Source organism: Sphingomonas oligophenolica (assembly GCF_006438955.1).
Lineage (GTDB): Bacteria > Pseudomonadota > Alphaproteobacteria > Sphingomonadales > Sphingomonadaceae > Sphingomonas > Sphingomonas oligophenolica_A.
The window spans coordinates 99077-123279 of record NZ_RCZK01000004.1; the positions used below are offsets into that span (position 1 = coordinate 99077).

Sequence of the window (24203 nt, forward strand, 5' to 3'; positions counted from 1 at the left end):
TTTGCCATAGACACTACCTCCGATTTTATCAGAAATCCGTCTTTCTTTAGCCGAGCTAGCTCGGCGTTTAGATTCTGGACGCCAAAAACCAAAAGCGCTTCAAGTAAAGAAACTCTATGACCCTCCAGCATGTGCTCTCGAAGAGCCACGGATGGCTGAAATCGCGACATTGTCTAGCCTCTATGGTAATAACGGTCCGGATTATAGAACCTCTTTAAACTCCGATATTTCTGGCTTGTTGAGCTTTCGTAGTCCTCTTTGACGTCGAGAGGCATGGCCTCGACATTAAGGACCAGCCACTGCCGTCCGGCGATCATACGGTCGACATCGGATGAATAATATCCGGGATGTAGCTGGCCGTCTTGATAGCTCTCTAACCCATACTCGTCCTGTGTGACATCGATGAGCGTTTACGCCGCTCGTAGGAGCTCGGCCGGCGAAAAATCTTCACCAAGCTGAGTATATAGCTCGTCATAAATTCGGCGGAGCAGCTCGATGCCTCTACGAGGGCCTGACTGCGATTCGTTCGACCCTTTTGCCACTTTACAATTACATAAGACTTGTCGGCGTCAGTCAAGCGCAAGTCATTATAACGTGCTTCGGAGAAGCGTTCTGCGCGCCGGTGTAGTAATAGATTGCGGTCATCTCGCAGGCACGGCGTGGGGGTACTGGAATAATCCCGTACCCCCGTCAGTCGTCGCTTGAGCGACGCTGGCCGATCGCGCCCGCGCGCGTCGCGCGGCGCTGGATTTAGCGGCTGCTAAATCCTAGCGTTCGCGCGATGTGCAACGAAGTCGCTCGCCGTATCGCCTTGGGCCAACTCCGCGACGATTGGGGGGAGCTCAAGATCCCGCTCGTCTTCCCCGAGGGCTTCCCCAACCTCGCCAGCGTCGACAGCATCCGCATCACCGATCCCACGCTCGTCATCCGCGCCGCCGCCAATGATACGGACTCCGCGGGCGCGGGGCAGGGGGCCGAGGGCGTCGTGCGCCGCTGGAGCTGGCCCGGCCCCTCGGGCAAGCCCGTCTACAATTACCGCTCCGACGGGCGCGATTTGCGGAAGGGAAGATGCCTGATCCCCGTCGACGGCTTCTACGAATTCACCGCGCCCGAAGACCCCAAGGCAAAGCGCAAGGACAAGTGGCGCTTTACCCACGCCCGCGACGACTGGTTCTGCATCGCGGGGCTGTGGCGCGCCGGGGTAGCGATCAAGGACGCCCCGCAAGACGGGGCGGGGGAGGCGTTCACCTTGCTCACCACCGAGCCCGGCCCCGACATCGCGCCCTATCACTCGCGCCAGGTCGTCGTGCTCGACCGCGCCGACTACGCCGGGTGGCTCGACGGCTCGGTCCCCAGCGCCGACCTCTGCCGCCCCGCGCCCGCGGGCACGTTGCTCGTCGAACCCGTGCGCTAGCGGGCTCCGCCACCCGCTGGCCGGCCCCGCCGGGCGCTGTCGCGTCGGCCTCGAATTTGCCTCCTGCACATTCCTCGGTTCGCGGGCTGTCCTACAAACCCCCTTCGTGCATATAAAAACGGTCCCGCTTTGTTCTCACGCGAAGGGAGCGTCATGGACACCGTCTCATCCACCACCACCTTGCCCGCGCTCGCCGATCGCGCGCAGCGCTATGACGGGTGGACCCCCGATCGACAGCGCACCTTCCTCGAGGCGATTGCCGAGGGGCACACCGTCGTCACCGCCTGTATCAAGGTCGGGATGGCGTCGTCGTCGGCCTATGCGCTGCGGCGGCGCGCGGCGGGGGTGGGGTTCGCGCTCGGCTGGCGCGCCGCCAATCTGCTCGCGCGCGACAAGGTCGCCGACACGCTCCTCGCCCGCGCGATCGACGGGCAGGTCGAAACGCTGACGCGCCAGAACGGCGACACCATCACCCGCCACCGCTTCGACAACCGCCTCGCCTCGACGATGCTCGCGCGGCTCGATCGCTTCGCCGACACCGAGGCGCGGGAGGCGACGCACCAGGCCGCGCGGCTCCTCGCCGCCGAATTCGACAGCTTCCTCGATCTGATCGACCGCGACGACGGCCCCGCGCGCACCGGGCTGTTCCTCGCCGCGCGGATCGCGGACGACGCAGGGAACGCCGATCTCGGCGCGGTCCAGTCGCTCGCGCGCGCCGATCGCTTCCTGCGCACCGGCCACGGCCTCGCCGCCGAGATCGACACCAGCGACCTCGATCCCGACGCGCGCAGCCACTGGACCGCCGAACAATGGGCGCGCGCCGATGCCGCCGGGATGCTCGCCTTCGCCGCCCCGGCCGAACCCGCGCGACACTCTCCACTTTGTCCACTTCACCCCGATGACGACGCCCCGGCCGTCGAGCAATCGCCCGTCTGGTGGGACGATGGCAGGAACGAATGGCGCACCCGCTTCGCCGCGCCGCCCGACTTCGACGGGGTCGAGGACGGCGACCTTCAGGACGGTGATTATTCGCGCACCCTCACGCCCGAGGAGGAGGAGGCGGTTGAGGACCATCATGCCGCGGTGCGCGCCCGGCTCCACGCCGCGAGCGCCCCCGAACGCGACGCCTGGTTCGCCGCGCTATCCACCGATAGTGCGCCGCCCGACGGCGCGCGCCCCGCGTCGCCGCCCGAAGCGGCTATCGTCGCGCCTATTGCGGGCAGGTCGTCGCCGCCGTGACGTCGAGGTCGAGACAGCGCCCGTCGAGGCCGTGGACCGGCAGCCCGATCGTTGCCGCGAGCGTCGGCGCGATATCGACCGTCTCGACCGACAGCGGCTGTTCGAATCCCGCCATCCCCTTGCGCCAGAACAGGATCGGCACGCGGCGGTCGTAATCCCAGGGGCTGCCGTGGGTCTCGACATAGCCGGGGCCGGGGGTTTCGATCGTCGTCGCGCGGGGCTTGAGCAGCACGAGCAGGTCGCCCGAGCGCGCCGGGTCGAACGAGGCGCGGGCGCGCTGGATCAGCGTCCAGGTTTCGGGCGGGCCGCTAGGCATCGGCGTCGCCGCGATTTCGGCACGCGGGAAGGCGGCGGCGACCTGCGGCTGCGCGGCGTAATAGGCGCGCGCCGCCTCCGAGACCTTCGTGCGGGTCGCGGCGGGGAGCTTGGCGTCGATATAGATGTCGCCCTCCGCGGCCATGAGGACGGGGGCGGTGAGGCCGAGCTGCTTGGCCACCGCGGCGTCGGCGGCCTTGGTCGCGAGCGCGGGGGCGGCGCGCGATTCCATCGGCATCGCGTGTGCCTGCTGGCGTTCGGTCATATCGTGCGCGCCGTGATCGGCGGTCAGCACGACCTCGTAATCGAGCCCCCAGCCGTCGAGCGTGGCGAAGAACGACCCCAGTGCCTGGTCGAGCTGGTCGAGCTGGATGCACATCTCGCTGCCTTGGGTGCCATAGGCGTGGCCGATATAGTCGGTCGCGGATTCGCCGATCGCGATAATGTCGGTCTGCGGCCCGGTGCCGAGCCGCATCGACTGGATCAGCCCCGCCGCGATCGACAGCGTCGCGGCATCGGCGGCCGGGGAGGCGCGGAACGACTTGAGGTCGCCCGCGGCGCGCGCGAAGCGCCCGGTGCCGAGGGTCTGATCGCCGACCCGGATCGGGCGGTCGACCGCCTGGCAGTAAGCGGGGAGCGGGAGCGGCGCCTGCGGGTGCGCGACCAGCGCGGCGATCGCGGTGTTGGCGCGGGTGAGGACCGCAGGCTCGGCGCGGCCCGAATAGCTGGTGTAGCGCTCGCCGTCCCACCACCATAGCTCGTCGACCTTATGTCCGCCCATCATCACCGCGGCGCGATCCTTGCCCGCGACCGAGACGACGCGGATGCGCGGATCGGCGGCTTTCATCATCTCTCCCAACGTCGGCACCTTCAGATGCTTGTCGGTGACGGTGTATTTGTCGTGGGTGCTGCCGGGGACGCTCTCGTCCTCGGCGCAATAGATCACCTTGTCGGTCAGCGAGACGCTCTGGTCGATCCAGTTGTTGGCGACGATCCCGGTGTGCGCGGGGCGCATCCCCGTCAGGATCGTCGAATGGCCGGGGCAGGTCTCGGTTGCGGCGTGGCTCTGATAGCCCGAAGGAAAGACGACCCCGGTCAGCAGCCGCTTGAAACCACCGGTGAAATGCGCGCGATATTGCGCGAACAGGTCGGCGGAGAACTGGTCGACGGAGATCGCGACGATCAGCTTGGGCCGCGTGGCGGGGGCTTGCGCTTCGGCAGGATGAGGGGGAACGGGAGCGTCACGCGCGGCGACCGGCGTAACCGCCAGCATGGTGGCAGCGAACAGGGCGGGGAGGACGGGTTTCATGAGCGTACCTTGGTGGGATGCGACGTCCGCGGTATGGCGGCGCGTGATGACACTCGCAAGGATGCGCGCACTCGGTTGCGCTTTGATGACGCTGGTGGCGGTGTGGGCGATCCCGACCGCTGCGCAGGCTCCGCTCGACAGCGGACCGCACCTTGCGATGCGTCTTGTGGCCGAAAGCGATGTACCGCGCGCGGGCGAACCAGTGATGCTGGCGATCGAGACGCGGCCAGAACCCGGCTGGCATGGCTATTGGCGCAATCCTGGGGACGCGGGGCTGCCGTCGCAGTTCGCGTGGACGCTGCCCAAGGGCGCGGCGATGGCGGGCGAGGTCGCGTGGCCAGTGCCGACGACGCTGCTGATCGCGGGGTTGATGAACTATGTCTACGAGGCGCCGTACGCGCCGCTGGTGACGCTGAACGTGCCGGTGGGGATCGCGACGGGTACGAGGCTGCCGATCAAGGTCGCGATCAATTATCTGGTATGCACGACGTCGATCTGCGTGCCCGAAGCACAAACGCTGACGCTCGACCTGACGGTGGGGGATGGCCACTCGACCGCGCGCGCGGCGTTCGATCGATGGCGCGCGGCGATTCCGAAACCGCTCGATGCGGCGGCAACCTATGCGGTCAAGGACGGCGCGCTGGCGATCGCGGTGCCGCTGCCAGCTTCCGCTCGGGTCGACAGTGCGTATTTCTTCCCGATCACGCCCAACGGCGCGGTCGATTACGCCGCGCCGCAGACGGTGACGCGTGACGGCGATCGGCTGCTACTGACAACGAAGGGCAAGCCGACGGGACCGATCGAGGGCGTGTTGCGGATCGGCGCGAACCGGGGGCTGGCGATTGCCGCACAGCGTGGGACTGTCGCCGCATCGGACGGCGGCGGCGGCGGCGGCGGCGGGGCGGCGTGGCTGACGCTCGTCGCGTTCGTCGGCGCGGTGCTGGGGGGGCTGATCCTCAACATCATGCCCTGCGTCTTTCCGATCTTGAGCCTCAAGGCGCTCAACCTTGCACGCGGCGGCGCGGACGAGCGCGGCGCGCGGGTCGAGGCGCTAGCCTATACCGCGGGGGTGGTGCTGGTGTGCGTCGGACTGGGCGCGGCGATCCTGGCGCTGCGCGCGGGTGGATCTGCGGTCGGCTGGGCATTTCAGCTGCAAAACCCGAAAATGATCGTCGCGTTGTTGCTGCTGTCGGTCGGGATCGCGCTCAACCTCGCCGGCTTGTTCGAAATGCCGATGCCGCGCTTCGCAGGCGAGGGTGGCGTGACCAGTTCGTTCGCAACCGGGGCGCTGGCCGCGTTCGTTGCGACGCCGTGCACCGGGCCATTCATGGGCGCGGCGCTCGGCGCGGCGCTGATCCTGCCCTGGTATGCGGCGCTGGCGGTGTTTGCGGGGCTGGGGATCGGGCTGGCGTTACCGTTCCTGCTGATCGGATTCGTCCCCGCGCTGCGGCGGCGGTTACCGAAGCCGGGCGCGTGGATGGAGGCGTTCCGCCGGGTCCTCAGCATTCCGATGTGGCTGACCGCGATTGCGCTCGCCTGGGTATTGGGGCGACAGGCGGGGGTCGACGGAATGACGTTCGCGCTCGTCGCGGCGCTGGCGGCGGCGCTGGTGCTGTGGACCGCGGGCGCACGCCAACGGCGGGGGTTGTCGTTCGGATGGATCGGCGTGGTCGGGCTGGTCGTGATCACGGGGTCTACGATCATGGGGGTGTCACGCAGCCCAGTAAGCGCGGCGATCGCGACCGTCGGTGCCGAACCCTTCAGCGAGGCACGGCTTGGGGCGCTGCGACAGGAAGGCAAGCCGGTGTTCGTCTATTTCACCGCGGATTGGTGCCTGACGTGCAAGGTCAACGAGAAGGCCGCGATCGAGACCGCGGGCGTGCGCGACGCGTTCGCCAAGCACGGGGTGGCAGTGCTGGTCGGCGACTGGACCGACGGCGATGCGACGCTGGGGCGATTCATCCAGGCGCATAACCGCGCGGGCGTGCCGCTCTATTTGTTCTATCCCAAGGGTGCGGCGGAACCTCGGGTGTTGCCGCAGGTGCTGACCCCCGGCATGCTGATGGCGCTGCAATGAGGGCGGCGATCGCGATGCTGGCGCTGCTCGGCACCGGCGCGAGCACGCTCGATCCGCCCGCGTGGAGCGAGCCGACCGCCGCGTTCCCGATCCTAGGCCCGATCCATTATGTCGGGACCAAGGGATTGGCAGCGTATCTGATCAAGACCCGCGACGGCGCGATCCTGATCGACGCGACGCTCGAGCAAAACGTCGCCGCGATCGAACGCAACATCGCCAGCGTCGGGGTGCCGATCCACGGCGTGAAAATCCTGCTCAACAGCCATGCGCATTTCGATCATGCCGCGGGGCTTGCGCAGCTGCAGCGCGACAGCGGCGCGCGGCTGGCGGTGATGGACGGCGACGCGCGCGCGATCGCGACCGGACGCCCGCCGAGCGTCGTCAGTTACGGCCTCGTCACCTTCCCGGCGGCGCGGGTCGACCGGGAGCTCCACGACGGCGACACCGTGACGTTGGGCGGAATCACGCTGACAGCGATCAAGACGCCGGGGCACACCGCGGGCTGCACGACCTGGACGATGCCAGTGCGCGAGCGCGGTCGGACGCTGGTGGTGATGTTCCCGTGCAGCCTGACGGTCGCGGGCAACCAATTGGTCGGCAATCCGGGTTATCCGGGCATCGTCACCGATTTCCGATCGAGCTTCGCACGGCTGGCGACGATGACGGCGGACGTGCTGTTACCCGCACACCCCGAACTCGCCGATGTCATGGCGCATCGCGCGCAGGTGGTGGCTGGTCGCCGCGACGCGTTCGTCGATCCCGGTGCGCTGGGGCGGATGGTGGCCGTTGCGCGCGAAGCATTTGATCGCGAACTGATCAGGCAGCAGACGATCGCGCAGCGTTGACGGCGGTGCCTCGGCCATCGTGCGGTGCACATAATGAAGGTAGCATGGAACAACGGTCCCCGCGCAAGACTTATCATTCCGATGGGGAAACGAAACGCGTTCGATGAGATCATGGGGTTCAGCGGTGCCGCACCGCCGAGACCCGCGCTCGCCGCGCTCGGCGAATGGTTGGCTGACACCCCCGAACACGAACTGCGCCGTCGCCAGGAAGCCGCCGAGACCACCTTTCGCCAGCTTGGGATTACCTTCGCGGTCTATGGTGAGAGCGAGGCGAGCGAGCGGATCATTCCGTTCGATATCGTTCCCCGCGTCTTCCTCAAGAGCGAATGGGATCGGTTGTCCGAGGGGCTGGTCCAGCGGGTCGAGGCGATCAATGCGTTTCTCGACGATATCTATGGCGCACGTCGGATCCTCGATGAAGGCGTGCTGCCCGCCGATCTGGTGCTTGGCAACGACCAGTTCCGCCCCGAGATCGCCGGCATCCGCCCGCCGCACGGGATCGCCGCGCATATCTGCGGGATCGACCTCGTCCGCACCGGTCCTGATGAATTCTTCGTGCTCGAGGATAACGCGCGCACGCCGTCGGGCGTCAGCTACATGCTGGAAAACCGCGAGGCGATGCTGCGGCTGTGCCCCGAACTGTTCCGGGAACTTCGCGTCGCTGCGGTCGACAGCTATCCCGACCTGCTGCTTGAAACGATGAAGTCGGTCGCGCCGCATGGCGCGGGGCCGACCCCGCGGTGCGTTGTGCTGACCCCCGGTCATTACAACTCCGCCTATTACGAACATAGTTTTCTGGCCGATTCGATGGGGGTTGAGTTGGTCGAAGGCGCCGACCTGATCGTCGACGATGATGTGGTATGGATGCGGACGATCGAAGGGCTCGTGAAGGTCGATGTGATCTATCGCCGGATCGACGACGATTATCTCGATCCGCTGGTGTTCCGCATCGACAGCGCGCTGGGGGTGCCGGGGTTGATCGCCGCGTACGCCGCGGGCAACGTCGCGATCATCAACGCGCCGGGGAACGGCATCGCCGACGACAAGGCGATCTATAGTTACATGCCCGAGATCGTGAAATTCTACAACGGGGCGGAGGCGAAGCTTCCCAATGTCGAGACGTTTCGATGCCGCGAGCCCAGCGCGCTGACCTATGTGCTCGAAAATCTGCCGGAGCTGGTCGTCAAGCTGGTCGACGGATCGGGCGGCTATGGCATGCTGGTCGGCCCGACCGCATCGAAGGCGGAGATCGAGACGTTCCGCGCCGCGCTGATCGCCGAACCGCAGCGCTACATCGCGCAGCCCACGCTGGCGCTTTCAACTGTCCCGACGATGGCGGACCAGGGCCTCGCCCCGCGGCATGTCGATTTCCGTCCCTTCGTGCTGTCGGGGTCGGACGGGGTGCGGGTCGTGCCCGGAGGATTGACGCGGGTCGCGCTGAAGGAGGGGTCGCTGGTCGTCAATTCGAGCCAGGGCGGCGGGACCAAGGACAGTTTCGTGCTAATGGACGACGGCGCTTCGGGATCCGCGCAATCGCAATCCGCCGACGGTCAAACCCAGACGATGGGATCGATGTCGCAAAACCAGGGTGGCGCAGCATGATGCTGCTTTCGCGCACTGCGTCGTCGCTGTATTGGCTGGGCCGCTATATCGAGCGTGCGGATTTCATCGTGCGGATCGTCGAGGCGACAGTCCGGCTCGACGTGCTGTCGTCGCGGCCCGCGGGCGAAGTCGCATGGTCGTCGGCACTGACGGTGACTGAAACCGACGCAGACTTTGCCGAGTCCGGCGCGGCGATGACGCAGACGCAGGTCGTGAAGTTCCTGACACTCGATACCAGCCACCCTGGCTCGGTTCTGCACTGCCTGTCCCGAGCCCGTGATAATGCACGCGCGGTGCGGACCGCGCTGAGCCGGGATGCGTGGACCGCGATCAACCGCGCGTGGATGATCTTTGAAAATCACGCCGGGGTCGGTGGGACATCGGCGACGCTCAACATGGTCGAGGCGGTGAAGAACGAGACCCGTGGATTCGAGGGCGCGGTGCATCGGATGCTGCGTAACCAGGCGACGTGGTTCGTCCGGCTGGGGCAGGCGATTGAGCGCGCCGACAACACCGCGCGGTTGCTTGACGTCAAATACCATATTCTGCTGCCCGAGGGCGAAAAGGTGGGCGGAGTGGTAGATCGCGATCAATGGACCACGATCCTGCAGACTGTGTCGGCGGTGACCGCGTATCGCTGGCTTTATTCCGACGGGCTGCGCGCCGCGAACGTCATCGATCTGCTGGTCACCCGCAAGGAAATGCCGCGCAGCCTGGCCGCGTCGGTCGAGGAAGTGGTCGACATCTTGGGTGACCTCGCCCGGCATACCGGCGCGCATGGCGAAGCCGATCGGATGGCGCGGATGCGCGAGGCACGCACCACGCGGACGCGATCGAGCGAGGTCATCGCCAGCGGGCTCCACCAGTATCTGCGGTCGTTCATCGACGAGAATGCGCAGTTGCACGGCGCGATCGGTCGCCAGTTCAGGTTCGGCTGATGCGGCTCGCGATCGATCATCGCACGCTCTATCGTTTCAGCGCACCGCAGCGGCGGCTTGTCCAAATGCTGCGGATGACGCCGCAAAATCATCACGACCAGACGGTGGCGTCGTGGCGGATCGACGTCGACTGCGATGCCACGATGCGCGACGCGCACGACGGCTTCGGCAACGCGACGACGATGCTGTATGTCGCGGGACCGATCGACGCGATTGAAATCAGCGTCACCGGCGAAGTAGTGACCAGCCATTCGAGCGGTGAGCTGCATGGCACGAACGAAGTATTTCCCGCCGCGCTGTTCCTCCGCGCGACAGCGGCGACCCGCGCCGACCCGGCGATTGCGCGGTTCGCGGAGGATACGGCGGGAGGGAGAGCCACGACCGAGGCGCTACACCGCATCGCACAGTCGCTGCACGACCGGTTCGCGCCTGACACTTCCCGACCGAAGCCGGGGCTGGCGGCGGGCGACGCCTTTGCGTACGACACGGGAACCGCGCGCGATCTGGCGCAGATATTCCTGGTCGCGGCGCGGCATCTCGGTGCGCCGGCGCGCTATGTGTCGGGGTACCGGCTTTCCGACGACGCGGGACTGTCGACGCCGCATGGCTGGGCGGAAGCCTTTGTCGCGGGCGTTGGCTGGTTGGGTTTCGATCCGTCCGTCGGACGTTCACCCGATGATAATTATGTTCGCGTCGCTGTCGCGCTGGATTCGACCGGTGCCGCTGCGGTTGCGGGGGCGCGGCTGGGGGAGGCTGACGAGGTGATCGAGGTCGACATCGGCGTGTCGGAAAGCCAGTAACGCTCAGTCTGCGGCTTGGTGCTGGCCGACAAGGACCAATTCGCGGTCTTCGAGCAGGCGCCAGCCGGTCGGACCGAGCACCTCGATCGGTCGATACCGCGTTTTGTACGCCATCCGCGGCGATCCCTTCACCCAATAACCGAGATAGACATAGGGCAGGCCAATATCGCGGGCGCGGGCGATATGATCCATGATGATGAAATTGCCGAGACCGGGGCGGGTCGCATCGTCGGCGGCGAAGAAGCTGTAGATCATCGACAGGCCATCGGCCTGACAATCCGTCAGGCAGGCCCCGAGCAGCGCCCCGCGCTCGCCATGCACGGCGGGAGCACGATATTCGACGATCGTCGAATTGACCGGAGAATGTTCCACCATGTCGGCGTAGTCGTCCTCGTCCATCCCCGCCATGCCGCCGCCCGGATGGCGCACCGACAGATACCGGCGCAGCAGGCGGAATTGTTCGTCGGTGGCCCAGGGTCGACAGGTCGACACCTCGATATCGCCCAAGCGTTTCGTCAGCTTGCGCTGGGTGGCGTTGGGAGAAAAGTCCTGGGTCACCACCCGCACCGATACGCACGCAGCGCAGCCCGCGCAGCTGGGACGATAGGCTACACCCTGACTTCGCCGGAACCCGATCCGCCCGAGCGCATCGTTGAGCTCGGTCGCATGCGGCCCGGTCAGTTCGGTGAACACCTTGCGCTCCTGCCGCCCCGGCAGATAGGGGCATGGCGCGGGGCTGGTGACGAAGAACCTGGGAAAACGGAAGGGCGCAGTCACCGCCGGCAAACCTTTCGAACTCGACGTCGCCGCGCGACCGTCGCCCCCTTATGAGTCATCGTGACGCTCCTGAAAAGGCGCTTTACCATGAAAGAACGTTAACTGCCCGTTAGGCGGTTCCGCCGCAAAGACCGGCCCGCTGTGCGCCAGGTGGTTGACCTTTTAGCCAGAACGGCTAGGCGCAGCGAACATATTGTCATTGCACCCGGGCGCATCGTGAAATATGCAACGGATGCGCGTGATAGCTGGAACCGACCGTATGTCGCGGCGTTGCAGCAAGTCGAAGGCCGAAAGGGAGAAATATCCATGTTCAAAACTGTTATGGGCGCCGTCGCCGCGCTGTCGATGATCGCCGTTCCAACGATGGCAAGTGCCGCCACCAACCCCGCTGCGCCGTTGTCGGTGAGCAGCAGCGTCCGTTCGGGCACTGCCGCCAGCCACAAGAATGGTATCGCCGGTGGTTCGGGCGTCGTGATCGCACTGGGGATCGTCGCTGGCATCATCGCGATCGGCGTGATCGCGGCCACCAAGAACGACAACGTCAACACCCCCGTCAGCCGTTAAGGCTCAAAGGGTTCTGACCTGAAAACGGCGGGGCGGCGTGCGATGGCACGCCGCCCCGTTTTTCGTTTGCGGGTCGATGATACGACGAGCGACTCGCCGGTTCAGGCAAGTTCGACCGTCGTCGTTTCGTAGCCGCCATCGCGGAGGGCCGCGATCAGCCGGTCGAGATGCGCGCGGTCGCGCGCCTCGCATTCGATGTCGGTGATCAGCCCCTTGGCAGGCAGCGTCGTGAAGACGCGCTGGTGATACACCTCGATGATGTTGACGCGTTGCGCATCGAAAATCCGCGCGACGTTGAACAGCGCGCCAGGCTGATCCTGGAGCCGGATGCGGAGCCGCGCGAGGCGGCCAGAGCGCGCGAGATCGCGGAGCAGGACGTTGGCGAGCAACCGGGTGTCGATGTTGCCGCCGCACAGCACAACGCCGACCGTCTTTCCGGCGAATCGTTGAGGATGCTGGAGCAGCGCGGCGAGCCCCGCGGCGCCCGCGCCCTCGACGACGGTCTTCTCGATCTGGAGCAGGAGGCTGACCGCCATTTCGAGGCTGCGTTCGCTGACGAGGACGATGTCGTCGACCAGTTGCGCGACCATGGTCGAGGTGATCGCGCCCGGTTCCTTGACCGCGATGCCCTCGGCCAGCGTGTCGCCTGCGCACGGCATGTCGGTGCCGTTGATCCGGTTGTACATCGAGGGGAAGAGTTCGGCCTCGACGCCCACCACCTCGATGGCGTGATCCGCGGCGCGCGCGACCGTTGCCATGCCGCTGATCAGCCCGCCGCCGCCGATCGGGGTGACGAAGGTGTCGATGGTCGGCACATCTTGGAGCATCTCGATCGCGGTCGTGCCTTGCCCCGCGATGATCCGCGGATCGTCGAACGGGTGGACGAAGGTGAAACCGCGTTCGGCTTCGAGCACGCGGGCGTGCGCGTAGGCGGCGTCGAACGTGTCGCCTTCCAAGATCACGGTCGCGCCATGCCCCTCGGTCTGGGTGACCTTTACCGTCGGGGTGTTTCGCGGCATCACGATCGTCGCGGGGATGCCGAGGCGGTGGGCGTGATAGGCGAGGCCCTGCGCATGATTGCCCGCCGACGCAGCGATAACGCCCGCTGCGCACGCTTCGGGCGAGAGCTGGAGCAGCGTGTTGAGCGCGCCGCGCTCCTTGTACGCCGCGGTGAACTGCAGGTTCTCGAATTTCAGATAGACCGTCGCGCCAGTCATTTCGCTCAGCGTCCGGCTGATCAGCGTCGGAGTGCGGACGATCGCGTCGCGGATGCGGTCGTGCGCGGCGCGAATGTCGTCGATCGAGACGGGCAGGGCGGACGGTTCAGCGGTTCGGGTAGCCATCGATGCCCCCTAGACCGTCTGGCGCGCCTGCGAAACACCGCTTATGCCGACCGCAAGTCGTCGCTTTGGAGTATCCTATGGTTGGCCCCTTCCGCGCGCTAGCGCGCGGCATTTACGCGTCGGTCCTCGCGCTGGCGCTCGCTTCCCCCGCGCTCGCCGACGGGTTGGTCGACAACGTCACCGGGGTGACGCTCGACAAGGACGGGCGCGTCGTGCGCTTCACGGGCGTGTTGGTGACACTCGACGGCAAGGTCACGCGGCTGCTGTCGGCAAAGGACAAGCGGCCCGATAAGCTCGACTGGCGGGCCGATATGAAGGGCCGGGTGATGCTGCCCGGGATGATCGATGCGCACGGGCATGTGATGGAATTGGGGTTCCGCGCGCTCGAACTCGACCTGTCGGACACGCATTCGCTCGCCGAGGCGCAGGCGAAGATCGCCGCTTATGCCGCCGCGAATCCCGAGCGGCGGTGGATTCTGGGTGGCGGCTGGAACCAGGAGGTGTGGGGACTCGGCCGGTTCCCGACCGCGGCCGAGCTCGATGTGGCGGTGGGCGATCGCCCGGTGTGGCTGTCGCGCGCCGACGGGCATGCGAGCTGGGGCAATAGCGCCGCGTTGAAGGCCGCCGGAGTCACCGCCAAATCGGTGGCGCCTGCGGGCGGGCGGATCGAGAAAAGCGGCATCCAGCCGTCGGGTGTGTTCGTCGATGCCGCGCAGGAACTGGTCGGCAAAGTGGTGCCCACTCCGCTCGGCAAGGATCGGGGCGCGGCGTTCCTGAAGGCGCAATCGATCCTGCTCGGCTATGGCGTCACCGCGATCGCGGACATGGGCACCAGCCTCGACGATTGGCTCACCTTTCGCCGGATCGGCGACGCCGGGGGGCTGAGGGTCAGGATCATGAGCTATGGCCTGGGGGTCGATACCGCGGTCAGGATCGGCGGGGTCGGGCCGACGCCGTGGCTGTACGACGACAAGCTGCGGATGGCGGGCGTCAAGCTCTACGCCGACGGCGCGCTAGGGTCGCGCGGCGCGTGGCTGAAGGCGCCGTATAGCGATGCGCCGGGGCAGTCGGGCGCGGGGTTCATGTCCGACGACGTGATCCGCAATTTGATGAGCCGTGCGGCGATGGACGGATACCAGGTTGCGGTCCACGCGATCGGCGACAAGGCCAATGCGCAGGTGCTGTCGGCGATCGAGGAATTGTCGGAAACCTACCAGGGCGACCGGCGCTGGCGGATCGAGCACGCGCAGATCGTCGATCCGGTCGATCTTCCGCGGTTCGGCAAGCATGGCATCATCGCCTCGATGCAGCCGACCCACCAGACCAGCGATCGAACGATGGCGGAGGCAAGGCTCGGGCCGCAGCGATTGGCGGGGGCCTATGCGTGGGCGTCGATGCTCAGGAACGGATCGCGTGTGGCATTCGGCAGCGATTTTCCGGTCGAGCGCCCTGATCCCTGGGCCGGATGGGCGGCGGCGTTCACCCGCCAGGATGCGAACGGCCAGCCGTTCGGTGGCTGGCGTCCCGAGGAGGCGATGACGCGCGAACAGGCGTGGTGGGCCTATACCGGCGGCGCGGCCCATGCGGGATTCGCCGAGGACAAGTTCGGGCGGCTCGCCCCCGGGCAGCGCGCGGACTTCATTATCGTCGATCGCGATCCCCTGCTCGCCAGCCCGACCGAGCTGCGCGCAACCAAGGTCGAGGAAACGTGGGTCGGGGGACAGAAGGTATACGAGCGGAAGTAGGGGCTATGCCAACTTTGGTGGAAAGCGGCCTGACCGCTTTCGGGAAGGCCGGTGGCGATCGCCGACATTGCGCGGCGCAACCGCCTTTCCCGAAAAGAATGGTAGAAGGGCGAAGGAGTTCCAGCATTGGCAGGTCGGCACGTCATAGACCGCCAGACCCTCCCCCGAATCCGCCACGCGGGCGACACCATTTATCGATGACACCCTGACAGAGCTTTAATCGGCTGGCGCTGCCAACCATTCTCGTGCCTCACCGCTGGATAGGAACATGCGCACTCTCTCGTGGACGAGCGTCCGTTCAGCCTGCAGCTTGTTCAGCTGGCTACCCACGACGACGGCGGCTCGTCCCGTGGTCAGTGCCATGGCCCCTTGCATAATCGCAGTAAGGAGGTTGGCCACGTCCATCGCCTGAACAGGAAATTCAAGGGATTCCACACAGGCGTCAAAATCCTGACGAATGCCTCTGGCTGCATTGGCCTTTGAGCCGACTTCGCTTGCGAGGAGTGCGACGTCCTCCGGTTTCCAGAAACCCTTGACCACAACGTTGAGACAGTTGTTATCTTTATCGTAGTTAACGGCGAACATTTTTTGGATCCGGGTGGCGGTCACGCGCACAAACTGCGCGCTGCCATATTTTTCCTACGTCACAGCGTCTTTTACCGCATCTGGTTTTTTTGTGGCCGTCCGCAATTGGGCAATAGCGTTGGTTTCGAGCTGAGAAATAGCGCGCCTTTTCTTCCATCACAATCCCGGCGCTTAGGACAGCAAAAAAGGCCGCGGCACCCCCCGATGCCGCGGCCTTCGTTGTTCCCGGTGACGGGAAGGGTGACTGGTGATCCGGGTTACGCGACCGCGACGACCTCTTCGGGTTCACGCAGGACATAGCCGCGGCCCCAGACGGTCTCGATGTAATTCTCGCCGTCGCATGCGAGGCTGAGCTTCTTGCGGAGCTTGCAGATGAAGACGTCGATGATCTTGAGTTCGGGTTCGTCCATCCCGCCATACAGGTGGTTGAGGAACATTTCCTTGGTCAGCGTGGTGCCCTTGCGCAGCGACAGCAGCTCGAGCATCGCATATTCCTTGCCCGTCAGGTGGACGCGCGCGGTGTCGACTTCGACGGTCTTGGCGTCGAGGTTCACCGCTAGTTTTCCAGTGCGGATAACCGACTGGCTGTGACCCTTCGAGCGGCGGACGACGGCGTGGATGCGCGCGACCAGCTCTTCGCGGTGGAACGGCTTCGTGACGTAATCGTCGGCGCCGAAGCCGAAGCTGCGGACCTTGCTGTCCATTTCGTTGATCCCCGACAGGATCAGCACCGGGGTCGCGATCCGCGCCACCCGAAGCTTCTTCAGGACATCATAGCCGTGCATGTCGGGCAGGTTCAGGTCGAGCAGGATGATGTCGTAATCATACAGCTTGCCGAGATCCAACCCCTCTTCGCCGAGGTCGGTCGTGTAGACGTTGAAGCCCTCGGTATTGAGCATGAGCTCGATGGCCTTGGCCGTGGTCGGCTCGTCCTCGATCAGCAGCACCCGCATCGCATCGTCCCCCGTTGGCTTCGCCGCGCAGCACCCCTGCTGTGTGGTCGGCCTGAGATTTATTAACCAAAGAACATCTGAAGGCAAAAGGTTAATTTCGAATTAATCTAGCGTTTCCGGCGAGTCGCCTTGCGGGGCCGAGGGGGTGAGGTCGGCATCGAGCAGCGTTTCGTGGCCGGTGCGCGCGATATCCTCGCCCAGCACCTCGCGCAGATACAGGCTGCGGACGAGGGTGAAGATCACCACCAGCAGCGCGGCGGAGAAGAACAGCCCGAAGACACCGAAGATCACGCCGATGCCGATGATCGCGAAGACCGTGATCGCGGGGGGAATCGAAATGACCTTGTTCTGGACATAAGGCGTGATGAAATTGGTCTGGATCAGCCGCACGACCGCATAGGTCGCCAGCGCACCGACGACCGGGCCGGTGCCGACCGTCGCGGCGAGGCCCAGCGCGGGGATCATCGCCGCGGTCGGGCCGATATAGGGGATGAATTCGCTGAGGCCCGCGAGCAGCCCGAGCGCGGCGGCGGAGGGGACGCCCGAGATCCACAGGCCGATGCCGATCAACACGCCCATGCTGGTCATCAGGATCAGCGACGAGCGCAGCCACAGCTTCAGCGTCGAGCCGACGTCGAACAGCGCATCCTCGACCGCGGGGCGTTTCGAGGCCGGGATGAGATAGAGGAAGCCGCGTTCATACACGCCCGGATCGGCGGCGAAGAACAGCGCGCCGATGAGCAGCAGCAGGCAGTTGAGGATGAGTTCGCCCGCGCCGCGGACGAGGCCGCCGATATCGCTCGCGACCTTCGACCCGGCATAGGCCTGGCGGACCGCGTCGACGATCTTGGCGCCAACCGGGCTGTGCGACAGGTACGCCGCGAGCTGGTCGATCAGGCCGGGCAGCGCGACGACGAGTTCGTTGACCTGCTGGCGGAACTGGACGCCGAACAGCCAGACGAGGAACGCGACGACGCCTAGCACGGTCGCCATGCCGAGGCCGAGCGCGAGCTTCGGCGGCGCGCGGGCATAGCGTTCGTAAAGTTCGGCAATCGCGTGGATGACGATCGCGCCGAGCATCGACCCGAACGCGAGGATCAGCAGGTCGCCCGCGCGTAGCAACGCCGCGCCGACCGCGACGATGACGACGATATACAGAATGCGGCGGATGAACCGCGCGTCGTCCGCGTCGGGTGCGAGCCGGTTCATACGGAGAGGCCGATCGCGGGGTGACATTGACGAAGTTTACACGGAATCGCGTTTTTGACGGCGTCGTGGATGGCGGGGCGGACGGGCGGAAAAACATGCAGGCGGCGGGGTTTGATCATGACGGATTGTTGGCAGATCGGACGACTGTAGGACAGTGGGTATGCACATCCTCCCCCTGGCGGGGGAGGTGTTAGGAAGCGCACGGGTCTTTGAGATTGGCGGCGAGGAAGGCGATCAGTGCCTCGACGCGCGCGGGGCGGAGCGGGCTCGGGGGTGTCAGCAGGTGGAGCCCGACGGGGGCGGGGTTCCAGTCGGCGAGGATTTCGACCACCGCGCCGCTGGCGAGCTGCGCGCCGACGATGAAGCCGGGGAGGCGCGCGATGCCGAGTCCCGCAACCAGCGCGGGGACGAGCGCCTCGCCGCTGTTGGCGGTGAGCGGCCCGCGCGGCTTGACCGATACCTCGGTACCGTCGCGCCCGCGGAAGCGCCACGGGCCGACGATGTTCGAATAGCCGAGCAGCCGGTGATCGCCGAGTTCGCCCGCATGGCTCGGGGTGCCATGCGCCGCGAGATAGGCGGGCGCGGCGACGAGGTGCGCCGCGATCGAACACAGGCGGCGCGCGCGTAGCGTGCTGTCGGGCAGGTCGGCGATCCGGAGCGCGATGTCGAACCCCTCGGCGACGATGTCGACCCGCGCGTCGGACAGGCTGAGGTCGATTTCGATGCCCGGATGATCGGCGAGGAACGCGGCGAGGAGCGGGGCGACGCTGGTGACGCCGAAGCTCATCGGTGCGGCGAGGCGGATGCGCCCGGTCGGCGCGGTGGCGGCATCGCTCGCGGCGTCCTCGGCAGCGCGCGCCGCGGCGACGATGCGCTGGGCATGGTCGGCGAGGTCCTGGCCCGCCTCGGTCAGCGCGAGGCGGCGCGAGGTGCGGTGGAACAGCGACTGGCCAAGCTGCGCCTCGAGCCGGGTCACCGCCTTCGACACGGTGCCCTTGCTGAGGCCGATCGCAGCGGCGGCGGCGCTGAACGAGCGGTGTTCGACGACGCTGGCGAAGATCGCCCAGGCTTCGAGATCGGGTAGCTTCATCTGACATTCCTTCCCCGGAACCGGGAGGAGTAGAATGAGAAACGATCGGTTTCCATCGTTTCTATTTTCATGGCCAAGCGGAACCCTATCTTGGCGTCAACCGATGGAGGATTCGATGACCGACACCAAAACCAAGATCGACCGCCGCCCCTTTGCCAGCCTGGGCCATGCCAACCACGGCTGGCTCGATGCGCGGCATCATTTCAGCTTCGCGAACTATCACGATCCGGCGCGGATGGGCTGGGGCGCGATCCGGGTCTGGAACGACGATGCGATCCAGGCGCAGAACGGGTTTCCGCCGCATCCGCACAGCGACATGGAGATCATCACCTATGTCCGCTCGGGCGCGATCACGCACCAGGATTCGATGGGCAACAAGGGCCGCACCGAAGCGGGCGACGTCCAAGTGATGAGCGCGGGCGACGGCGTGCGGCACGCCGAATATAACCTCGAGGACGAGACGACGACGCTGTTCCAGATCTGGATCGAGCCGACCCGCAAGGGCGGGAGCCCGAGCTGGGGTGCGAAGCCGTTTCCCAAGGGTGAGCGGTCGGGGCAGTTCGTGACGCTGGCGAGCGGGTTCGCCGAGGATACCGACGCGCTGCCGATCCGCGCCGCGGCACGGGTGATGGCGGCGACGCTGAAGGCGGGCGACACCGCGACCCACGCGATCGGCGAGGGGCGCCATGTCTATCTGGTCCCCGCAACCGGACGGATCACGATCGACGGCGCGCCGTTCGAGGCGCGTGACGGGGCCGCGCTGTCGGGCGGACAGACGGTCACGATCACCGCGATCGAGGATGCCGAGATCGTGCTCGTGGATTCGGAATAAGCCCTTCCCTTTTTGTCCAACGTTCAGAAGGAACACGTCATGACCAAGGTTCTCGTCCTCTATTATTCCTCCTACGGCCATATCGAACAGCTGGCCGATGCGGTCGCCGAGGGCGCGCGCGCGGGCGGGGCCGAGGTGGACATCCGCCGCGTTGCCGAAACCGCGCCGCCAGCGATCGTCGCGGCGGCGCATTTCAAGACCGACACCAAACACCCGGAGATCGAGGGCGTCGATAAACTCGCCGACTATGACGCGATCATCGTCGGCGCGCCGACCCGCTTTGGCCGGATGCCGAGCCAGATGGCGGCGTTCTGGGACATGACCGGGCCGCTGTGGATGAAGGGCGCGCTGATCGGCAAGATCGGCGGCGCATTCACCTCGACCGCGAGCCAGCATGGCGGGCAGGAAACGACCTTGTTCTCGATCCTGACCAATTTGCTCCACCAGGGGATGACGATCGTCGGGCTCGACTATGGGTTCCAGGCGCAGATGGGGGTCGACCAGATCCGTGGCGGTTCGCCCTATGGCGCGACCACGATCGCGGGCGGCGACGGCAGCCGCCAGCCCGGCGAGGAGGAACTCGACGGCGCGCGCTATCAGGGCAAGCGGATCGCGGAGCTCGCGGCGAAGGTGGCGGGGTGAGCTAATTCCTCCCCGCTGGCGGGGAGGAATTATTTGCACTTCTTCTTCTTGCAGACCGGGAACGGCGGTGCGTTCACCACGGTCGGCCAGATCGGCACGTTGCGCAGGATCGTCACGCCGTCGACCGCGGGGTGCGCGGGGAACCGCGCGCGGGCGGCAGCGAAGATGAAGCGCGCGCGTGCGGCGCCGGGTGCGGCCGCCGCGGTGCCGACCCAGCGCCAGTGCCACGGTTCCCATTTCACGTTCTGGCCATTGCCGCCGGGGAACGACATTTCGAACCCGTAGCGCGGCGCGTTCGCGAGCAGCCAGCGCGCCATCGGGGTCGCGGCCATGCAGCCTTCCGCATCGGGGCAGCCGTGGGCGGGGCGGACCGCGAAGTCGATCGCATAGCCGGTGGTGTGTTCGCTGTGCCCCGCGGGCGCGACCGAGATCGCGCGGGTCGCGGCGTCGGCATCGGCGCGCGGGCGGCAGAAGACGTCGCCCTGGCGGATGATGCCGCGGTGGCACGACAGCGCGCGCAGCTGGCCGCGGAGCGCGGGATCGCCGTTGGCGGCGGCGACGAGCCGGGAGAGGTCAGGCAGCATCTCGCGGCGGACCATGCAGGTGTTGAGCGCAAAGCCCGGCGGGGCGCTGACCAGTTCGTCGCCGGGGACGTCGCCATAGGGGAAATGGCCGAGCAGGCGACCGTCGGCGGTCGGGGTCGCGGTGTCGCCGCACAGCTGCGCCCAAGCCGGGGGGGCGACGGCGGGGCAGACCAACAGCGCGAGCGCAAGACCAAGCCGGGGGATGACGCGGTGCAACATCTTGGGCGTGGCTCTGGCATGACGACGCATCCGGTGGCAAGGGCGGTGGATGCATGGCGACCGCGTACTCTTCCTCGACGGCGAGGCCCTGGTCATCGACAAGCCCGCAGGCTTGCCGGTCGACCGCCCGCGCGATGGCTCGCTGAGCCTCGAAAACCACTTGGTGGGCCTGAAATTCGGGTTCCAGCGGGTGCCGCACGCGGTCCACCGGCTCGATCGCGACACCAGCGGGTGCCTGTTGCTGTCGCGCAATCCCAAGGCGCACGCGCGGCTGCAGCAGGCGTTCGAGCGCGGCGAGGTGCAGAAACGCTATCTCGCGGTGCTCGACGGGATGCCCGAGGGCGAGGACGGCACAATCGACCTGCCGCTCGCCAAGACCAGCACCAAGGAAGACGGCTGGCGGATGGTGCCCGATGCCGAGGGCAAGTCCGCGCTGACCCACTGGCGGCTGCTCGGCAGCCATGAGGGGCGCGCCTATGTCGAATTCCGCCCCGAAACCGGGCGGACCCACCAGATCCGCGTCCATGCCGCCGCGGGGCTCGGCATCGCGGTGCTCGGCGACCCGGTCTATGGCCGCGCCGACAAGCGGGGGATGATGCTCCACGCCGCCGAACTGATCGTGCCGCGCGCGAACAAGCCGCCGGTGACGGCCGAGGCGCCGCTGCCCGAGCGGTTCGCGGGGCTGATCGATCCCGCGTATACTCCGATGACGGCGGAAATCGCGATCCCGTGACCGCGATCCCGGTCACCCGTTCGATCGCGATCGACAGTGACGAGATCGAGGAATCGGCGACCCGATCGGGGGGCGCGGGCGGACAGCACGTCAACACCACCGACAGCGCGGTGATCCTGCGGTTCGACGTCGCGCAGTCGCCCAACCTGCCCGACGCGGTGAAGCGGCGGCTGGCGGCGATCGCGGGATCGCGGCTGACGCGCGAGGGGGTGCTCGTCCTGCGGAGCGAGGGCTCGCGGTCGCAGCATCTCAACCGGCAGGAGGCGCGCGAGCGGCTGATCGGGATGATCCAGGAGGCGACGATCGTCCCCAAGAAGCGCCGCCCGACCCGCCCGACGAAAGCCTCGCAGACGCGGCGGGTCGACGGGAAGGTGAAGCGCGCCGGGGTGAAGGCGGGGCGGGGGCGGGTGCGGGAGGATTGACGCTGTCTTTCCCCCGATCCACGTCTTTCCCCGATCCACGTCAAACCAGCCGGCGAAGGCCGGGGTCCAGTTGCGACGTTAGAGGTAACGAAACGCAGCGCTGATCACGTCTGCGCGCCAACTGGGCCCCGGCGTTCGCCGGGGTGGTAGATAGAAGCGGTTGCGCCGGGTCGTCAGGCCCTCCATCTGGCGCGGATGTACCAGTTCGACATTTCGACCGGCTCAAAGGCCGAGCTTTACCGCGACCTGCTCGCCGCGATCGATGCGGTGACCGCCGACGAGCCCGACGGCATCGCCAACATGGCCAATGTCGCGGCGCTGGTGTGGCAGTATCTGCCCGACCTCAACTGGGCGGGGTTCTATCGGACGATCGGCGACGAGCTCGTGCTGGGGCCGTTCCAGGGCAAGGTGGCGTGTATCCGGATCGCGATCTGCGCGGGGGTGTGTGGCGCGGCGGCGGCGACCGGGGCGACCCAGCTGGTCGAGGATGTCCACGCGTTTCCAGGGCATATCGCGTGCGATGCGGCGAGCCGGTCCGAACTCGTCGTCCCGATCGTGGTCGATGGACGCGTCGCCGCGCTGCTCGACCTCGACAGCCCGCATCCGGCGCGGTTCGATGCGGCGGATGCCGAAGGGTGCGAGGCGATCGCGCGGCTGATCGCGGCACGGATCGGTTAACCGCGGCTACTAACCCTGCGGTGCTCCAAAGCGGGACGGGGTGCGCGCTGGCGACTCGCGGGGCCGACTGGTAAGGTTTCGTCAACCATAGGTGGCGAGCGGCGGGTCGCTCGACAGGGAGATGACGATGCGGACCTTGATGATCGCGAGTGCGGGGCTGGCGCTGATGACGGCGAGCGGCGCGGAGGCGGGACAGATGACGCCAGCGGCGGGCGCGACCGGCGGCGGCCACATGGGCGGCATGATGCACGGCGGGGGCATGAAGGGCGGCGGGATGTCGCACGGCATGCCGGGTGCCCACATGGGCGGATCGCGCTGGGGCAGCAAGGTCGGTGGACATTGGTGGGGCGGGATGAACGCGCCGGGGGGGTGGAACGCGTATCGCCGCCCGACCCGTGGCTATGCGCTGCCGGGCTATTGGGTCAACCCGCGGTTCTACATCAACGACTGGTCGGGCTATGGCCTGACCCAGCCGAGCTATGGCTATAATTGGGTGCGCTATTACGACGACGCGGTGCTGGTCGATGCGCGCGGATCGGTGTCCGACGTCTATGACGGGATCGACTGGGACGGTTACGGCAGCGCCTATGGCGTCGACGATAGCTATGCGGGGGGCGACCGGGGTGGCTATGCCCAGGGTGGTTATGACCAGGGTGGCTATTACGCGAACCGCGGTGCGGTGGGCGGGGGCTATGCCCCGGTCGCGCCGGGCTATGACGATCGCGGCGGGGGGCGCGGCGACCGCCGCAGCGATGGCGTCGCAGGAGCGGTCGTCGGCGGCGTCGTCGGCGGAGTCGCGGGCAATGTGATCGCGGGCCGGGGTAACCGGCTCGGCGGGACGCTGATCGGCGCGGGCGTCGGCGCGGCGGCGGGCTATGCGATCGACCGCGCGTCGAACGCTGGGTCGCGTCGCGACGTGCCGGGGGCCGGCTATGGCGCGCCCTATGCCGCACCCTATCGCGGCGGCGGCTATGCCGAGCGAGGTTATGATGCGCGGGGCTATGGCGCGCAGGGCTATGGCGGGGGCGATCGCGGCACGACGATCACGCGCAACGGCGGCACCACGGTGACGACGACCGCGACCGGCGGCTATGCGGCGGGGGGCTATTATTTCCCCGCGGGCTCGACGACGACGGTGGTCGTGCGGGCGGCCCCGGTGGTGACCACCACGACCACCGAGGTGTACGAAGACCGGGTCACCTATGCGCGCCAACGCGCGCACCGGACCAAGATCGTCAAGCGGTGGCGCGCGCCGGCGACGTGTTCGTGCCGCTGAGCAGAGGCTAGC

The 24203-nt window shown here is 66.9% G+C and carries 23 protein-coding genes; 15 read left to right on the forward strand and 8 right to left on the reverse strand.

What is annotated here, in order from left to right; all coding sequences use genetic code 11:
* Positions 1-781: 781 nt before the first annotated feature.
* Both EAH84_RS06550 and EAH84_RS06555 read left to right on the forward strand, forming a co-directional pair.
* The gene (locus EAH84_RS06550; protein ID WP_140869565.1) at positions 782-1414 is read left to right on the forward strand and encodes an SOS response-associated peptidase family protein; all 633 of its coding nucleotides are present in this window, start codon (positions 782-784) and stop codon (positions 1412-1414) included.
* 153 nt (positions 1415-1567) lie between these two features.
* Positions 1568-2653, forward strand: coding sequence for a hypothetical protein (locus EAH84_RS06555; RefSeq protein ID WP_140869568.1), 1086 nt, complete (start codon positions 1568-1570; stop codon positions 2651-2653).
* Here EAH84_RS06555 and EAH84_RS06560 read toward each other — a convergent pair.
* Complete coding sequence (locus tag EAH84_RS06560) at positions 2625-4277, reverse strand: alkaline phosphatase family protein (RefSeq protein WP_140869571.1); 1653 nt, start codon at positions 4275-4277, stop codon at positions 2625-2627. The genes EAH84_RS06555 and EAH84_RS06560 overlap by 29 nt on opposite strands.
* Before the next feature lie 61 nt (positions 4278-4338).
* Here EAH84_RS06560 and EAH84_RS06565 point away from each other — a divergent pair, with 61 nt between their 5' ends.
* The 5 genes from EAH84_RS06565 (at position 4339) to EAH84_RS06585 (ending at position 10539) form a co-directional block, all read left to right on the forward strand.
* A complete protein-coding gene (locus EAH84_RS06565) occupies positions 4339-6354 on the forward strand; it encodes a protein-disulfide reductase DsbD family protein (RefSeq protein ID WP_140870024.1) in 2016 nt (671 codons plus the stop codon).
* Positions 6351-7199 carry a subclass B3 metallo-beta-lactamase gene (bla, locus tag EAH84_RS06570; RefSeq protein WP_140869573.1) on the forward strand — a complete coding sequence of 283 codons (849 nt, stop codon included), beginning with the start codon at positions 6351-6353 and terminating at the stop codon, positions 7197-7199. The genes EAH84_RS06565 and bla overlap by 4 nt, the downstream gene beginning before the upstream one ends.
* A gap of 81 nt (positions 7200-7280) precedes the next feature.
* On the forward strand, positions 7281-8801 hold the full coding sequence (locus EAH84_RS06575; RefSeq protein WP_140869576.1) for a circularly permuted type 2 ATP-grasp protein: 1521 nt from the start codon (positions 7281-7283) through the stop codon (positions 8799-8801).
* A gap of 2 nt (positions 8802-8803) precedes the next feature.
* Entirely contained in the window at positions 8804-9739 is a 936-nt protein-coding gene (locus EAH84_RS06580; protein WP_194150372.1) for an alpha-E domain-containing protein, read from the forward strand.
* The gene (locus tag EAH84_RS06585) at positions 9739-10539 is read left to right on the forward strand and encodes a transglutaminase family protein (protein WP_140869579.1); all 801 of its coding nucleotides are present in this window, start codon (positions 9739-9741) and stop codon (positions 10537-10539) included. The genes EAH84_RS06580 and EAH84_RS06585 overlap by 1 nt, the downstream gene beginning before the upstream one ends.
* 3 nt (positions 10540-10542) lie before the next feature.
* Here EAH84_RS06585 and EAH84_RS06590 read toward each other — a convergent pair whose 3' ends face one another.
* Entirely contained in the window at positions 10543-11316 is a 774-nt protein-coding gene (locus EAH84_RS06590) for an arginyltransferase (RefSeq protein WP_140869582.1), read from the reverse strand.
* A gap of 141 nt (positions 11317-11457) precedes the next feature.
* Here EAH84_RS06590 and EAH84_RS16355 point away from each other — a divergent pair, with 141 nt between their 5' ends.
* Entirely contained in the window at positions 11458-11880 is a 423-nt protein-coding gene (locus EAH84_RS16355; RefSeq protein ID WP_241656493.1) for a hypothetical protein, read from the forward strand.
* Between the two features lie 101 nt (positions 11881-11981).
* On the opposite strand, the gene EAH84_RS06600 is transcribed toward EAH84_RS16355, so the two are convergent.
* Positions 11982-13223, reverse strand: coding sequence for a threonine ammonia-lyase (locus tag EAH84_RS06600; RefSeq protein WP_140869585.1), 1242 nt, complete (start codon positions 13221-13223; stop codon positions 11982-11984).
* Between the two features lie 77 nt (positions 13224-13300).
* Between EAH84_RS06600 and EAH84_RS06605 the strand changes: the two genes are divergently transcribed.
* The gene (locus EAH84_RS06605; RefSeq protein ID WP_140869587.1) at positions 13301-14968 is read left to right on the forward strand and encodes an amidohydrolase; all 1668 of its coding nucleotides are present in this window, start codon (positions 13301-13303) and stop codon (positions 14966-14968) included.
* Between the two features lie 216 nt (positions 14969-15184).
* On the opposite strand, the gene EAH84_RS06610 is transcribed toward EAH84_RS06605, so the two are convergent.
* From EAH84_RS06610 to EAH84_RS06625, 4 genes are all read right to left on the reverse strand, one after another.
* Complete coding sequence (locus EAH84_RS06610; RefSeq protein ID WP_140869590.1) at positions 15185-15583, reverse strand: hypothetical protein; 399 nt, start codon at positions 15581-15583, stop codon at positions 15185-15187.
* A 227-nt stretch (positions 15584-15810) separates the two neighbouring features.
* Entirely contained in the window at positions 15811-16506 is a 696-nt protein-coding gene (ctrA, locus tag EAH84_RS06615) for a response regulator transcription factor CtrA (protein ID WP_140869593.1), read from the reverse strand.
* Positions 16507-16608: 102 nt separating this feature from the next.
* A complete protein-coding gene (locus EAH84_RS06620) occupies positions 16609-17715 on the reverse strand; it encodes an AI-2E family transporter (RefSeq protein WP_140869596.1) in 1107 nt (368 codons plus the stop codon).
* A 190-nt stretch (positions 17716-17905) separates the two neighbouring features.
* Complete coding sequence (locus EAH84_RS06625; protein ID WP_140869599.1) at positions 17906-18805, reverse strand: LysR family transcriptional regulator; 900 nt, start codon at positions 18803-18805, stop codon at positions 17906-17908.
* Between the two features lie 115 nt (positions 18806-18920).
* Between EAH84_RS06625 and EAH84_RS06630 the strand changes: the two genes are divergently transcribed.
* Together EAH84_RS06630 and wrbA are read left to right on the forward strand one after the other, a co-directional pair.
* A complete protein-coding gene (locus EAH84_RS06630; RefSeq protein WP_140869602.1) occupies positions 18921-19637 on the forward strand; it encodes a pirin family protein in 717 nt (238 codons plus the stop codon).
* A gap of 39 nt (positions 19638-19676) precedes the next feature.
* Positions 19677-20279 (forward strand): NAD(P)H:quinone oxidoreductase, encoded by a 603-nt coding sequence (gene wrbA, locus EAH84_RS06635; protein WP_140869605.1) that lies wholly within the window; start codon positions 19677-19679, stop codon positions 20277-20279.
* A gap of 29 nt (positions 20280-20308) precedes the next feature.
* Here wrbA and EAH84_RS06640 read toward each other — a convergent pair whose 3' ends face one another.
* Entirely contained in the window at positions 20309-21082 is a 774-nt protein-coding gene (locus tag EAH84_RS06640; RefSeq protein ID WP_140869608.1) for a M15 family metallopeptidase, read from the reverse strand.
* A gap of 49 nt (positions 21083-21131) precedes the next feature.
* Between EAH84_RS06640 and EAH84_RS06645 the strand changes: the two genes are divergently transcribed.
* The 4 genes from EAH84_RS06645 (at position 21132) to EAH84_RS06660 (ending at position 24191) form a co-directional block, all read left to right on the forward strand.
* Positions 21132-21815, forward strand: coding sequence for an RluA family pseudouridine synthase (locus EAH84_RS06645; RefSeq protein WP_140869611.1), 684 nt, complete (start codon positions 21132-21134; stop codon positions 21813-21815).
* On the forward strand, positions 21812-22237 hold the full coding sequence (arfB, locus tag EAH84_RS06650; protein ID WP_140869614.1) for an alternative ribosome rescue aminoacyl-tRNA hydrolase ArfB: 426 nt from the start codon (positions 21812-21814) through the stop codon (positions 22235-22237). The genes EAH84_RS06645 and arfB overlap by 4 nt, the downstream gene beginning before the upstream one ends.
* Before the next feature lie 195 nt (positions 22238-22432).
* A complete protein-coding gene (locus EAH84_RS06655; protein ID WP_140869617.1) occupies positions 22433-22915 on the forward strand; it encodes a GAF domain-containing protein in 483 nt (160 codons plus the stop codon).
* 127 nt (positions 22916-23042) lie between these two features.
* Positions 23043-24191, forward strand: coding sequence for an RcnB family protein (locus EAH84_RS06660; protein WP_241656494.1), 1149 nt, complete (start codon positions 23043-23045; stop codon positions 24189-24191).
* Positions 24192-24203 lie beyond the last annotated feature (12 nt).

Excerpts from the sequence above, each read along its gene's own strand:
- EAH84_RS06600 (WP_140869585.1), bottom strand. The coding sequence starts at position 13,223 with ATGGCTACCCGAACCGCTGAACCGTCCGCCCTGCCCGTCTCGATCGAC.
- EAH84_RS06625 (WP_140869599.1), bottom strand. The coding sequence starts at position 18,805 with ATGAAGCTACCCGATCTCGAAGCCTGGGCGATCTTCGCCAGCGTCGTC.
- EAH84_RS06550 (WP_140869565.1), top strand. The coding sequence starts at position 782 with ATGTGCAACGAAGTCGCTCGCCGTATCGCCTTGGGCCAACTCCGCGAC.
- EAH84_RS06620 (WP_140869596.1), bottom strand. The coding sequence starts at position 17,715 with ATGAACCGGCTCGCACCCGACGCGGACGACGCGCGGTTCATCCGCCGC.
- EAH84_RS06655 (WP_140869617.1), top strand. The coding sequence starts at position 22,433 with ATGTACCAGTTCGACATTTCGACCGGCTCAAAGGCCGAGCTTTACCGC.
- ctrA (WP_140869593.1), bottom strand. The coding sequence starts at position 16,506 with ATGCGGGTGCTGCTGATCGAGGACGAGCCGACCACGGCCAAGGCCATC.
- EAH84_RS06605 (WP_140869587.1), top strand. The coding sequence starts at position 13,301 with ATGGTTGGCCCCTTCCGCGCGCTAGCGCGCGGCATTTACGCGTCGGTC.
- EAH84_RS06645 (WP_140869611.1), top strand. The coding sequence starts at position 21,132 with ATGCATGGCGACCGCGTACTCTTCCTCGACGGCGAGGCCCTGGTCATC.
- EAH84_RS06640 (WP_140869608.1), bottom strand. The coding sequence starts at position 21,082 with ATGTTGCACCGCGTCATCCCCCGGCTTGGTCTTGCGCTCGCGCTGTTG.
- EAH84_RS06585 (WP_140869579.1), top strand. The coding sequence starts at position 9,739 with ATGCGGCTCGCGATCGATCATCGCACGCTCTATCGTTTCAGCGCACCG.
- EAH84_RS06565 (WP_140870024.1), top strand. The coding sequence starts at position 4,339 with ATGCGCGCACTCGGTTGCGCTTTGATGACGCTGGTGGCGGTGTGGGCG.
- wrbA (WP_140869605.1), top strand. The coding sequence starts at position 19,677 with ATGACCAAGGTTCTCGTCCTCTATTATTCCTCCTACGGCCATATCGAA.
- bla (WP_140869573.1), top strand. The coding sequence starts at position 6,351 with ATGAGGGCGGCGATCGCGATGCTGGCGCTGCTCGGCACCGGCGCGAGC.
- EAH84_RS06560 (WP_140869571.1), bottom strand. The coding sequence starts at position 4,277 with ATGAAACCCGTCCTCCCCGCCCTGTTCGCTGCCACCATGCTGGCGGTT.
- EAH84_RS06555 (WP_140869568.1), top strand. The coding sequence starts at position 1,568 with ATGGACACCGTCTCATCCACCACCACCTTGCCCGCGCTCGCCGATCGC.
- EAH84_RS06660 (WP_241656494.1), top strand. The coding sequence starts at position 23,043 with ATGCGGACCTTGATGATCGCGAGTGCGGGGCTGGCGCTGATGACGGCG.
- EAH84_RS06575 (WP_140869576.1), top strand. The coding sequence starts at position 7,281 with ATGGGGAAACGAAACGCGTTCGATGAGATCATGGGGTTCAGCGGTGCC.
- EAH84_RS06630 (WP_140869602.1), top strand. The coding sequence starts at position 18,921 with ATGACCGACACCAAAACCAAGATCGACCGCCGCCCCTTTGCCAGCCTG.